Source organism: Imtechella halotolerans, from assembly GCF_028743515.2.
GTDB lineage: Bacteria > Bacteroidota > Bacteroidia > Flavobacteriales > Flavobacteriaceae > Imtechella > Imtechella halotolerans.
In genome coordinates this window covers 1,917,827-1,931,347 of record NZ_CP117969.2, presented here as the reverse complement: position 1 = coordinate 1,931,347, position 13,521 = coordinate 1,917,827, and the positions used below count along the sequence as shown (strand labels likewise).

Genomic DNA, 13,521 nt, shown 5'->3' with positions numbered 1-13,521 from the left:
TAAAATAATTTTTGAATAAAAACCACACGACACAACGCATGAAGTATCAATCCAAAAAGAAAGCCGTACTCATTTTAGCAGACGGAACTATTTTTCACGGAAAAGCAGTAGGAAATGAAGGAACCGCCTTTGGAGAGGTGTGTTTCAATACAGGAATGACAGGTTATCAGGAAATTTTTACTGATCCTTCCTATTTTGGACAGATTATGGTAACTACCAATGCCCATATTGGTAATTATGGTGTTACTGAAGAAATTGAAATGGAATCCGATGGTGTAAAGATCGCCGGATTGGTGTGTAAAAATTTCAGTTATAATTTCTCAAGACCCGAGGCATCAGGCTCATTAGAAGATTTTCTTAATAAGAATAATTTGTTTGCCATATGTGACGTAGATACCCGTGCATTAGTAAGTTATATTCGAGATAATGGCGCTATGAATGCAGTTATTTCAACAGATGTTGCTAATATTGATATCTTAAAGGAACGGCTAGCTCAGGTACCTGATATGAATGGATTAGAGTTAGCTTCTAAGGTGTCTACTAAAGAACCTTATTATTTCGGAGATGAGAATGCAACTTTTAAGATTGCAGCATTGGATATTGGTATTAAAAAAAATATTCTGAGAAGTTTGGCTAACAGAGATGCCTATATCAAGGTGTTTCCTTATAATGCAACTTTTAATGAAATGCAAGATTGGAATCCTGATGGGTATTTCCTATCTAATGGACCTGGTGATCCTGAACCATTAAATGAGGCTATTGAATTGGCTAAGGAGATACTAAGTCGAAACCTTCCACTATTTGGAATTTGTTTGGGCCACCAAGTAATAGCTCTTGCTAATGGAATTCCAACATACAAAATGTACAATGGTCATCGCGGTATTAATCACCCTGTCATGAATTTGGTAACCGGCAAAGGAGAGATTACTTCTCAAAATCATGGTTTCGCTGTAGATAGAGAGGCTACTGAAGCGCACTCTGATGTTGAAATTACCCACGTTCATCTTAATGACAATACAGTTGCCGGTATTCGAATGAAAAGTAAAAATTGCTTCAGTGTACAATATCATCCCGAGGCTAGTCCAGGGCCACATGATGCCTCTTATTTATTTGACCAATTTATCGAGAACATTAAACAATCAAAATTATAAAACGCTATGAGTATGATTATAGGTGTGCATGCACGCCAAATTTTAGATTCAAGAGGGAATCCTACAGTTGAAGTAGATGTAACAACTGAAAATGGTGTAATGGGAAGAGCTGCTGTGCCTTCAGGTGCATCCACAGGGGAACATGAAGCTGTAGAATTACGTGATGGAGGTAAGTCCTACATGGGTAAAGGAGTTCTTAAAGCAGTAGAAAACGTTAATACAATTATAGCTGAGGGAATTTTAGGTATGTCTGTTTTTGAACAGAATCTTATCGATCAGATGATGATTGAATTGGATGGAACACCTAATAAATCTAATTTAGGGGCTAATGCAATTTTGGGAGTTTCTTTAGCTGTAGCTAAGGCAGCTGCTAATGAACTTGGAATGCCTTTGTATCGGTATGTTGGTGGTGTAAGTGCTAATACACTTCCAGTACCGATGATGAATATTATCAATGGAGGTTCACATTCTGATGCTCCAATTGCATTTCAAGAATTCATGATAATGCCGGTTAAAGCACAGGATTTTACACATGCTATGCAGATGGGAACTGAAATCTTTCATAATCTGAAAAAGGTATTACATGATAGAGGCTTAAGTACAGCTGTTGGTGATGAAGGCGGTTTTGCTCCAACTCTGGAAGGTACTGAGGATGCGTTAGAAACTATTATTAAGTCTATCGAAAAGGCAGGATACAAAGCTGGTGATGAAGTAATGATTGCGTTAGATTGTGCTTCAGCTGAATTTTATGTTGATGGAAAATATGATTATACTAAGTTCGAAGGTGATAAGGGCAAGGTGCGCACCTCACAAGAGCAAGCTGATTATTTGGCTGAATTAGTAGCTAAATATCCAATTATTTCTATAGAAGATGGTATGGATGAAAATGATTGGGAAGGATGGAAATATCTCACTGATAAGGTTGGAAATAAGGTTCAACTTGTAGGTGACGATTTATTTGTGACGAATGTTCAACGATTGTCTAGAGGTATTGAGAATGGTATTGCTAATTCTATCTTGATTAAGGTAAATCAAATAGGTACTTTAACAGAAACTATTGCCGCTGTTAATATGGCCCACAATGCAGGGTATACATCAGTAATGTCTCACCGCTCTGGGGAAACTGAAGATAATACAATTGCTGATCTGGCTGTAGCATTAAATACGGGACAAATAAAAACAGGTTCAGCTTCACGTTCTGACCGCATGGCTAAGTATAACCAATTACTTCGAATTGAAGAGGAATTAGGAAGTGTTGCTTACTATCCGCAAGAAAGAGCTTTTAAAGTAAAATAATACAATTTTAAGTTTAGGAAAAAGACAGTCTATATGGCTGTCTTTTTGTGTTTTTACCTATCAAAATTATCCCTATTTAAGCCATTTTTAACACTTTATTTCGTAATTTCGCAGGACTCACAATTTGAATATCAAATCCTAAATTACATATATCGAAATGTCAGATAAAGCTACACTAGAATACAATGGTAACAAGTACGAATTTCCTGTTATAAAAGGGACAGAAGACGAACTTGCTATTGATATTAAAAACTTGCGTGCCGCCACAGGTATGATCACCTTGGATCCTGGTTATAAAAATACGGGTTCATGTGAGAGTGCTATCACGTATCTTGACGGCGAACAAGGTATTTTGCGTTACAGAGGCTATTCAATTGAAGATTTGGCTGATAAGGCTAATTTTTTAGAAGTGTCTTATCTTTTGGTTTTTGGAGAACTTCCTACTCAAGATCAACTAATAAACTTTGAGAATGACATCAGGAAATATACTTTGATTCATGAAGAAATGAAGGATATTATAGATGGATTTCCAAAATCGGCTCACCCAATGGGGATTTTGGCATCGCTAACTAGTGCGCTTACTGCTTTTAATCCTAGACCGGTTAATGTTTCATCTGAAAAGGAGATATACAATGCTGTTTGTAAAACGTTAGCAAAGTTTCTAGTGTTGGCCACTTGGGTGCATCGTAAACGCGAGGGATATCCACTAAGCTATTATGATAATACAAAAGGATATGTTGAGAATTTCCTTCATTTAATGTTTGCGATCCCAACAGAGCCTTACAAAGAAAATCCTATTATTGTAGATGCTTTGCATAAATTATTTATTCTTCATGCTGATCATGAACAAAACTGTTCCACATCTACAGTGCGAATTGTTGGTTCATCACATGCTGGTCTTTTTGCATCAATTTCTTCAGGAGTTTCTGCATTATGGGGGCCTCTTCATGGTGGCGCGAACCAAGCTGTAATTGAAATGCTTGAAGCTATAAAGAATGATGGTGGAGATGTAGAAAAATATATACTAAAGGCTAAGGATAAAGATGACCCATTCCGTTTAATGGGATTTGGACATCGCGTTTATAAAAACTTTGATCCTCGTGCTCGCATAATCAAAAAGGCTGCTGATGAAGTATTGGATGCCTTAGGTATTGATGATCCAGTTTTAGACATCGCTAAAAAACTTGAGAAAGTAGCCTTGGAAGATGAATACTTTAAATCTAGAAATTTATATCCTAATGTGGATTTCTATTCAGGTATTATTTACAGAGCTTTAGGGATCCCTTCAGAGATGTTTACGGTGATGTTTGCAATTGGTCGTTTGCCTGGGTGGATTGCTCAATGGATTGAGATGAGAAGTGGAGGAGAGCCCATTGGTCGTCCTCGTCAGATATACGTTGGTGAGAACCTTAGGTCATTCGTTCCTGTTGATAAAAGATAATTACAAGATACAATTACACAGGAAGCCTCGTTTTGCAACGGGGCTTTTTCTATATTTGCTTTAAAAGAAAGACTATATGTTACAGCTGAATGTTAAGAACGAAACCTCGCGTTTAAGGGCAGTAGTTTTAGGAACAGCAGAGAATAATGGACCAACTCCAAAGTTAGAGGAAGCCTATGATCCCAAATCGTTAGAGCATATTAAAGCTGGTACCTATCCACTTGAAGAGGATATGGTGCGTGAAATGGAAGCTTTTAATGCTGTTTTTCAAAAGTATGATGTTCAAGTTTATAGACCGAAGTTAATAGAGAACTACAATCAAATTTTTGCAAGAGACATTGCATTTGTAATAGATGATATATTTATTAAAGCCAACATATTACCTGATAGAGAAAAGGAATTGGATGCAATTGATCATGTTATTGGTCAAATAGATTCTTCTAAAGTGATTCGTCCACCAGAAGAGGTTCATATTGAAGGAGGAGATGTTATGCTATGGAATGATCACATTTTTATAGGTACCTATAAAGGAAGTGATTATAAGGATTTTATTACGGCTCGCACAAATATGCATGGTGTGAACTTTATCAAAGAATTGTTTCCTAATAAAATTGTGAAAGAATTTGATCTTGTAAAATCAAAAATAGAACCAAGAGACAATGCACTGCATTTGGATTGCTGTTTTCAACCGGTAGGTACAAATAAGGGAATAATTTATAAAAGTGGATTTAGAGAAGAAGCAGATTACACCTATTTGGTACGTCTTTTCGGGAAAGAAAATCTATTTCATATTGAACGAGAAGAAATGTATCATATGTTTAGCAATGTTTTCTCTATTACCCCTGATGTAGTTGTTTCTGAGAGAAATTTCACTCGTTTAAATAACTGGTTGAGAAGCAATGGGTTTACTGTAGAAGAAATTCCTTATGCTGAAATTGCCAAACAAGAAGGGTTGTTGCGTTGTTCAACGCTTCCTCTTATAAGAGATTAAAGTAGTACTCAACATTATTGAATTCTGAATATGAATCAAGTCACTAATACCATTATCATGATACGCCCAATACAGTTCAGAATGAATGAACAAACGGCGGTAAATAATTATTTTCAGGAAGATCTTGCTATTAAAAATCAGGAAATTAATAGTCACGCTCAAGAAGAATTCGATCAGTTTGTCCAGAAACTTCGGTTGGTGGGTGTAGATGTTATTGTTATTGAGGATAGAAAGGAAACGGATACTCCTGATTCTATTTTTCCTAACAACTGGATTTCTTTTCATGAAAATGGTGATATTGCTCTTTATCCTATGTTTGCTGAAAATAGACGTAGAGAACGTAGAGAAGATGTTCTAGATTTGTTAGAAGATAGGGGGTATGAAATTCAACATATTGTTGATTATACGGGAGCTGAAGAGGACGGTCTTTTTCTTGAAGGAACTGGAAGTATTATCCTGGATCGCGTGAATAGAAAAGCCTATTGTGCTTTATCGCCTAGAGCAGATGAGGAATTGTTTATTGAGTTTTGTGAAGATTTTGAATATACACCGGTTATTTTTACAGCCAACCAATCGGTAGATGGAAAACGAATGCCAATATATCATACTAATGTTATGATGGCTTTGGCAGAAACTTTTGCGGTAATTTGTCTCGAGAGTATTGATGATAAGAAGGAACGCAAAAATGTTTTGCAACATCTAAAAGAGGATGGAAAGGAAATTGTCGCTATTACAGAAATGCAAATGCATCATTTTGCTGGAAATATGCTCCAAGTTGTAGGTGCAGAAGAAAAGAGATATATGGTCATGAGTGAGGCGGCATATAAAAGTTTGACGCAACAACAAATTGCTACAATTGAAAAGCATTGCAGTATTTTATATTCTTCTCTAGAAACCATTGAAACTTGTGGTGGTGGGAGTGCTCGTTGTATGATGGCTGAAGTTTTTTTACCTAAAAAATAGTATATTTACCCACTAATCCGATAGAATTTTAGGTATGATTTCCAAAAAAACCAAGTATGGACTTAAAGCTATGTCTTATCTTGCTAGAAAAGGTAAAGGGACGCCTGTTTTAATTTCAGAGATTTCTGAAGCAGAAAATATTTCTAAGAAATTTTTAGAAGCCATATTGCTTCAGTTAAAGAATAGTGGTTTTTTGGGCTCTAAAATGGGAAAAGGAGGGGGGTATTATTTGTTGAAAGAACCTTCAGATGTGAAATTGGTTTCTCTATATCGCATTTTGGAAGGGCCAGTTGCTCCATTGCCTTGTGTTAGCCTTAATTACTATGAAAAGTGTGATGATTGTAATAGTGAGGAGGATTGTAAGCTTAATGCAGTTATGATTGAGCTTCGAGACAATATGTTGGCCGTTTTAACTAATAAATGTCTAAAGGATTTGATGTAACTATTCTATAATATCGATAGAATAATAGTATATTTGCTGAGTTGAATTTAGTAAAAATGAACTTAGTCGAAATCAATAAAATACTTCGCGAAAAATCTCCTAAGGAGATTGTCCTATGGGCCTTGTCTCAAGCTCAACGACCAGTTATTACGACAAATTTTAGACCCTATGAGGCAGCAATATTACATTTGTGTAGTGTAGTTAAGAATGATATACCTGTAATTTGGTGTGACACAGGATATAATACCATGGCTACTTACAGGCATGCTCAGCGTATTATCGATCGGTTGTCTCTTAAGGTTTCCTTATACGTTCCTCAACAAACGGTAGCCTATCGAGAAGCTCAAATTGGATTACCAGGAATTGAAGATCCTAATCATGCATTGTTCACAGAACAAGTGAAACTAGAGCCATTTCGCAGAGCAATGGAAACTCACAAACCGGATGTATGGTTCACTAATCTACGAAAAGGGCAAACAGCATTTAGAGATACGTTGGACATAGTGACTCAAGGTAGTGATGGTGTTTTAAAAGTTTCTCCTTTTTTTTATTGGGATGATGCTCAATTGGATACGTATTTAGCTGATCATCAATTGGAAAATGAATTTAAATATTTTGATCCTACTAAAGTTGAAGCTAATAGGGAATGTGGCTTACATTTAGGTTAGAAGGTGGTTTTTATAATGTCAATGACTGCTGTGCAAATGTATTCGATTCCAATAGCAATGACAATAAATCCTATAATCCTGGATACTGCATTGATTCCAGAAGCACCAAGCCATTTTACAATATATGGTGCGCTTTTCAGCATTAGAAAAACAATAAAGCAAACTAAGGTTACAGCTGTTAGTGCTGTTACCATTTCAATGCTTTTTTGAAATTCCTCTCGTAAGGCAATTAATAGTGAAATAGAACCAGGTCCTGCAAGCATAGGTATAGCTAAAGGTGTAAGCGCAATATCATTACGTTGGTAGGCATCATCTTTTACTCGTTTGTCTATTCCTTTGTGTTTAGAAAAGGACCCGGTAAGCAGGGCAAATCCAGAACTTGTAATTACCAGACCTCCTGCAATTCTTAAAGAATTTAATGTAATTCCAAAAAAGCCTAAAATATACTTGCCTAAGAAAAAGGCAATAAGTAAAATGATGAAGGTATTTATAGCAGCCCAAAGTGAAATACGTGCTCTTTCTTGAGAAGTGTCATTTTGTGTAAGTCCCACAAAAATGGGAAGTGTACCTAAAGGATTAATTACTGAAAATAAAGCGGCAAAAATATAAATGAAAAGCTCCATGTTTTTTGCGCAAAGTTGAGCGAATCGTCAATGATAAGGCTTATTAAATTGTTAAGAAATAGAGAATAAATGATTTTCCCATCCTATGGAACATCCTCTATGCGTGTAGCTAGATTACTTAACTTGTAACGAAACAATTTGGTTATGAAATCATGAGTTTTAGAGTCCGCCTTTATCTTTAAAAAATGACTTTCTAGGTAAATGCTATAATCAATTGCCGATGGTTTTCTAATGCTCATTTTGTTGTAGGATGTAATCAAAGCGTAGGTGTTGAATTGAGATGAAAACTTTATAATGATGCCTTTTGGACGCATTTCAATTGTACAACTATGGTCATTTTTATTTAATATGAGTAGGTTGTTGATCGCCATGCTCGAAGTGCTTATGTATAGTTTTGGAGATACAATTCCACCTAAATTGTAACGCTCTTTTAGGGTAAAAGACGTCCCTACCAACCTGTCAATTTGTTGTTTGGATATTTTGTTTTGTATGGAAATATTCAGCAGCATTAGTGGTTTAGTTAGTAGTTGTAGGATATTAAGGTGCTGATTATTAAATTTATAAAAAGTAATTCAGTTCTGCAAGTGTTCTTTTTGACTCTTTTAAAAATGGTATTATTCTACGTTGCGTCATCCTAAATCAAAACGTATCTTTGCAACTTTCACAAGCAAATTAACCATGAATATTCAGGAGCAATTAACGGGTCATGTTAAATCGGCCGTACAGCAGCTATTCAATGTAACATTAGATTCTGTAGAATTTCAAGCAACTAGAAAGGAGTTTGAAGGAGATATTACAATAGTGGTATTTCCAATGCTGCGCAATATTAAGGGAAATCCCCAACAAATTGGAGATAAGATTGGTGCATATCTTCAAGAAAATGTGGCGGATGTAATTCGTTTTAATGTTGTTAAAGGCTTTCTAAATTTGGTAGTTGCGGATTCTTACTATATTCATTTTTTCAATGATATTCGTGAAAATGTAACCTATGGATTTCAAAAAGCAGGTTTTGAAAGAAAGGCTGTAATGGTTGAGTATTCTTCACCTAATACTAATAAGCCTCTGCATTTAGGACATATTCGAAATAATTTATTAGGCTATTCGGTTGCTAAAATTATTGAAGCTGCTGGGCATAAGGTTTATAAAACCCAAGTTATAAATGATCGTGGTATCCATATTTGTAAAAGTATGCTAGCTTGGCAACGTTTTGGAAACGGAGAAACCCCTGAAAGTACTGGTCTTAAGGGAGATAAGTTAGTTGGAAATTATTATGTTGCGTTTGATAAAGCTTATAAGGCTCAAATAGAGGATTTGATTTCTCAGGGAGTTGCCAAAGAAGAGGCTGAAAAGAAGGCGCCAATTTTACTTGAGGCACAAGAAATGCTGCGTCAATGGGAAGCAGGTAATAAGGAAGTTGTTGCTTTGTGGAAAACAATGAATCAATGGGTGTACAATGGTTTTGACATAACTTATAAGAACCTTGGAGTAGCTTTTGACTCCTATTATTATGAAAGTGATACCTATCTTTTGGGGAAAGATGTGGTTACCGAAGGCTTATCTAAAGGTGTTTTTTATAGAAAAGAAGATGGAAGCGTATGGATAGACCTTACAGATGAGGGTCTTGATGAAAAAATAGTACTTCGTAGTGATGGTACTGCTGTATATATGACTCAAGACATTGGTACGGCAATTCAGCGAGTAAAAGATTATCCTGATATAGGAGGCATGGTGTATACGGTAGGGAATGAGCAAGATTATCATTTTAAAGTACTGTTTTTAATTCTTAAGAAGTTAGGTTATGATTGGGCTGAACGATTGTATCATTTAAGTTATGGTATGGTGGATTTACCTAGTGGGAAAATGAAAAGCCGTGAAGGTACCGTAGTAGACGCAGATGACTTGATTGCGGAAATGGCCCAAACAGCCGAAGAAATATCTGAAGAATTAGGAAAGTTAGATGGGTTTTCAGAGACTGAAAAACAGCGTTTATATCAAACTATTGGCTTAGGTGCTTTGAAATATTATATTTTAAAAGTGGATCCAAAAAAGAGAATTTTATTTGATCCAAAAGAGTCAATAGATTTTCAGGGAAATACGGGACCGTTTATTCAGTACACATATGCCCGTATTCAGTCTATTTTAAGAAAAGCAAATTTCAATTATCATGCAGCGATAACTGATTTACCTTCACTTCATGACAAGGAAAAGGCATTATTGAAGCAATTACAAGTATTCCCGGATATTGTTCAACATGCCGCTATCCAGTATAGTCCAGCCATAGTCGCTAATTATGTATATGATTTGGTTAAGGAGTTCAATTCCTTTTATCAAAATGTCTCTATTTTAGGAGAAGAAGATCAAATAATTAAAACTTTTAGAGTGCAATTGGCCTATAAGGTAGGAGAGGTTATTAAAAATGCCTTTAGTTTGCTTGGAATAGGAGTTCCGGAACGTATGTAATTAAAATGTTAGGCGAAAGCTTGCGTTTGGAGAAAACCCTAAAGATATATTATTAACTTTTCGAACCTCTGTTTGATTATTTGTAAGTTCATAATATGTGTTTAGGGTATTTTCTTTTCCTAAAACATTTAGTAATGCGATACTGAAATTACCTTTAACTTGATCAGAAAAGAAAAAACGATAAGAGGAAGATACATCTAGTCTCCAATATTCAGGAAGATTTTCGTTATTTGGTAAATCATAATTAATGGAACTCGGGATAGTTGTATTATTTATTTCGTTTCCCTTTACTGGAATTGTATAGGGCTTTCCTGTTTTGTGACTTAAACCAATTGCGATACGGAATTGATTGATGTCATATGAACTGGCGATAGACACAGAGTGGCGTATGTCTGTATTGTTAGGGAAAATGGAAGGTGTTAATTCTTTAAAATAGTAATCGTTTAAACTATAGGTGTAACTAATCCATGAATTGAATTTCTCTGTTCGATGATTGATAAGAAACTCAATTCCTTTAACAGTATAGCTTCCACTGGTACTTCGTCCTTGATTTTGATTTTGGAATCCTTGAGTATTTGTCGTAATTCCATCTACAGTTTTATAAAAACCTTCAGTACTTATAAGCCAACGTTGTTTGTTGTAATCAAACCCGCCTGATACTTGTCTACTAGTCATAACGGGAATATCTTTATTGTTGGCCAGCATCCAACGACGTTTTTCAACACCTAGAAAATCTTCTTGCAAATCAATAATTTGGGTAGTTGCTTGGCTTTTCACTTCCCCCATGACTTTAACTGAAATGGCATCATTAAGATATTGGTTTATGCTAAGGCGCGGCTCAATTTTTGTGTCGTTTAGTTTATCATAATGATTAATACGGACACCTAGTCGTATGAAAGTAGAATTCGATTGGTAGCTTCCTTCACTATACAGTGAATGAGTACGAATTACTTCTTTAACGGATCTCTTAAAGTAAGGAGCACTTACAAAAACGGAATTTCGAATTCCGGTTTCAGTAAAATGATATCCTCCCCATAGTTTTAATTGTGAACTAAATCTATAAGAAGCATCTACTTTGAATGCATTCTCGGTAACTTCGTTTCGTTGTTTGAGTTCTTGAGTATTTCCTGGATTAAAAGTTGTGGCATCTAACAGATACCTAGTATAATATCCGCTTATATCAGTGGAAAAGGCATTGTTCCACTTGCTTATTAGTTGTCCACCCGTTGCAAAGTTTTGCTGGATTAATGTACTTTCTTCAGTTCCATCATTAGTAGTTTCATTGTAATCAAGTTCATTATGAACACTTATAAAATTACTTCTAAGTTGATGTTTGTCAGAGAAGTCATAGAGGACTTTTCCTGTAAAATCATAAAAGTAAAAATCACTTTCACTGCTATTATTTAAAGAAGATTCAATATTAGAATCTTGAAATGTCCTGTCGAAATAGGCTTTAAAAATTGGGGACTCTATCATGTCGGTAAGGGAACGTCTTCCGGATGCTTGTATAGCCACTTTTTTCGATACAGGAACTTGTATAAAAGCATCAGCGTTGAGCATGTTAAAACCAGTCCCTCCATATATCTTAGGATTTATAGTGTTTGGTGTTTGCATGGCTATAGTACCTGAAACGGCATCACCGTATTTAGCTGGTGTTCCATTTTTAATAACGGTAACTTCTTCTGTGAGATAAGGGTTAAAAGCAGAAATTAAACCAAAGAAATGACCGGTGTGGTACATTTTTATACCATCCCAAAGAATGAGGTTTTGGTCATGTGATCCTCCTCGAATATTAATTTCAGAAATGGTTTCATTTACACTTTCTATGCCAGGTTGGGATTGTAAAGTTTGTAGTATATCTGGATCTATTTGACCCGGAATTGCCCCAAGTTTTTGTGCACTTAATTTAAAAGATCCGTCAATATATTTGCTAATTCCTTGAGTAATATAGTTGCCAACTACTACTTCGTTAAGTTGGAAAATTACTGAAGACAGCGGAAAAATGGGACAATTTTCATCCAAAAAACTCTCTACTGTAGCGTGTATTGTTTGATATCCAATATAACTAATTGTAATCGTAGTATTTAATGGAATTTCAGAAAGCAGGAATTTACCTTGACTATTGGTGATTGCTGCTACATTTGTTCCTGGAACAAAAACAGTAGCTCCAACCAATGGTTCACCGGAATCGTTGTCAATTAGAGTTCCGCATATGTTTTGTCTAATAGGTGATATTGCAATATATCGATCATCAATGGTTTGAAAATGCAATTGGGTTAAATGGGATGCATACTTTAATGCTTCTGTTAGTGATGTGAAATTTTTTGGTGTGATACGAAGTGATTTTACATCATTATCAGCGTATGAGAACTTCACTTGAAATACAGTTTCTAAAGAAGCAAGGAATTGTGTAAAAGGGATTTTGTTTACGGCTTCCTGACCATGGACCCGCCCAAAGATCATGAGGAAACCGTAAACAAAAAGAAGATTATAAATATTTTTAGAAATGATATTATTCATGTATCGTTACACGCTTATCATTATTGGAAAGAGTGTATGATAATTGTAACGGCAAACATATGGACTTTAGTGCAGACTCTAAATTGTTATGTGAGAAAGTTCCGCTATATAAAATGTTTTGAATGTTTTCTGGGGCAGTAACTTTTAAATCGTAATGAAGTTCAAGCTCTGCCAACACTTCACGTAGAGGGATACTTTTAAAATCACTTTCATTCTGTATCCATGATGGTGCGAAAGTTCCTTTAAAAGAGTGCTTAGTAACAACCCCATTAATTATTTGTACCCCCATACCTTCGGTTAGTAAATAATTTTTGTTTAAGTGAGTTACTTTCACTACTCCTTCATAGCAGGCAACTTCAAAAAGGTCGTTTCTTTGTTTAACATTAAATTCTGTTCCTACAACCGTTACTATTCCTGAATTTGTCTTTACATCAAAAGTGTTTCCTTTAGTCACCTTGAAAAAGGCTTCTCCATTAAGAGTTAGGCTACGATGTTGTTTCCATTTCTTTTTATTGTATGTAATATGCGATAAAGCATTAATACTTACATTGGAGGCATCAGGTAAATTAAATTCACTTTTCTCCGCAATTCCAGTTGATATTTCGGTTGTGCCCGAATTAAAGAAAAAATAGCTTCCAGCTACGATTGCCAGAACAGCGGCCACGCGCCAGGCATATTGTAAAGACTGTAGCGAGAAAATAGTTCGTTTAGAGGAATTCCTATTGTTTCTACGTTCATTTATAGCTGAATATGATTTTTCAGTATCAAAATTTGGAGGGCTCAATTGAGTGGCTTTTTCGGCAATTTTGGCATACACAGCGTAGTCTTCTGTTTTTTGAAACTCTCTGAGTTCTGCCTCCGTCAATTCACCTGCAAGCCATCGGGCCAAAAGCGTAGTTTTGTTCATGATATACTATTAATTATAGTGTTATAACAGTTTATTTTGTAATTACCCTACCTTGATAA

The 13,521-nt window shown here is 35.5% G+C and carries 12 protein-coding genes; 8 read left to right on the top strand and 4 right to left on the bottom strand.

The features are described from left to right. Positions 1-38: 38 nt before the first annotated feature. The 7 genes from carA to PT603_RS08675 all read left to right on the top strand — a co-directional run bounded on the left by carA (position 39) and on the right by PT603_RS08675 (position 6,952). Complete coding sequence (gene carA / locus PT603_RS08705) at positions 39-1,151, top strand: glutamine-hydrolyzing carbamoyl-phosphate synthase small subunit (RefSeq protein ID WP_008239500.1); 1,113 nt, start codon at positions 39-41, stop codon at positions 1,149-1,151. A gap of 6 nt (positions 1,152-1,157) precedes the next feature. Further along, a complete protein-coding gene (eno, locus tag PT603_RS08700; protein ID WP_008239499.1) occupies positions 1,158-2,447 on the top strand; it encodes a phosphopyruvate hydratase in 1,290 nt (429 codons plus the stop codon). A gap of 157 nt (positions 2,448-2,604) precedes the next feature. After that, the gene (locus PT603_RS08695) at positions 2,605-3,888 is read left to right on the top strand and encodes a citrate synthase (RefSeq protein ID WP_008239498.1); all 1,284 of its coding nucleotides are present in this window, start codon (positions 2,605-2,607) and stop codon (positions 3,886-3,888) included. Positions 3,889-3,964: 76 nt separating this feature from the next. Beyond that, a complete protein-coding gene (locus PT603_RS08690; RefSeq protein ID WP_008239496.1) occupies positions 3,965-4,879 on the top strand; it encodes a dimethylarginine dimethylaminohydrolase family protein in 915 nt (304 codons plus the stop codon). A 30-nt stretch (positions 4,880-4,909) separates the two neighbouring features. Further along, positions 4,910-5,842, top strand: coding sequence for a citrulline utilization hydrolase CtlX (ctlX, locus tag PT603_RS08685; RefSeq protein WP_040488701.1), 933 nt, complete (start codon positions 4,910-4,912; stop codon positions 5,840-5,842). Between the two features lie 34 nt (positions 5,843-5,876). Beyond that, positions 5,877-6,284 (top strand): RrF2 family transcriptional regulator, encoded by a 408-nt coding sequence (locus PT603_RS08680; protein WP_008239492.1) that lies wholly within the window; start codon positions 5,877-5,879, stop codon positions 6,282-6,284. 56 nt (positions 6,285-6,340) lie between these two features. After that, the gene (locus PT603_RS08675) at positions 6,341-6,952 is read left to right on the top strand and encodes a phosphoadenosine phosphosulfate reductase domain-containing protein (RefSeq protein WP_008239490.1); all 612 of its coding nucleotides are present in this window, start codon (positions 6,341-6,343) and stop codon (positions 6,950-6,952) included. Here the strand turns inward: PT603_RS08675 and PT603_RS08670 are convergent. Then, positions 6,949-7,575 carry a MarC family NAAT transporter gene (locus PT603_RS08670; protein ID WP_008239487.1) on the bottom strand — a complete coding sequence of 209 codons (627 nt, stop codon included), beginning with the start codon at positions 7,573-7,575 and terminating at the stop codon, positions 6,949-6,951. The genes PT603_RS08675 and PT603_RS08670 overlap by 4 nt on opposite strands. 83 nt (positions 7,576-7,658) lie before the next feature. After that, positions 7,659-8,084: a hypothetical protein gene (locus PT603_RS08665; RefSeq protein WP_008239485.1), complete on the bottom strand. Its 426-nt coding sequence runs from the start codon at positions 8,082-8,084 to the stop codon at positions 7,659-7,661. Between the two features lie 169 nt (positions 8,085-8,253). Between PT603_RS08665 and argS the strand changes: the two genes are divergently transcribed. Continuing rightward, positions 8,254-10,035, top strand: coding sequence for an arginine--tRNA ligase (gene argS, locus PT603_RS08660; protein WP_008239484.1), 1,782 nt, complete (start codon positions 8,254-8,256; stop codon positions 10,033-10,035). On the opposite strand, the gene PT603_RS08655 is transcribed toward argS, so the two are convergent. Then, positions 10,036-12,555, bottom strand: a complete 2,520-nt coding sequence (locus PT603_RS08655; RefSeq protein WP_008239481.1) for a TonB-dependent receptor — start codon at positions 12,553-12,555, stop codon at positions 10,036-10,038. It abuts the gene before it with no gap. Continuing rightward, positions 12,548-13,462, bottom strand: coding sequence for a FecR family protein (locus tag PT603_RS08650; protein ID WP_008239479.1), 915 nt, complete (start codon positions 13,460-13,462; stop codon positions 12,548-12,550). Before PT603_RS08650 ends, PT603_RS08655 begins: the two co-directional genes overlap by 8 nt. Positions 13,463-13,521: the final 59 nt, after the last annotated feature.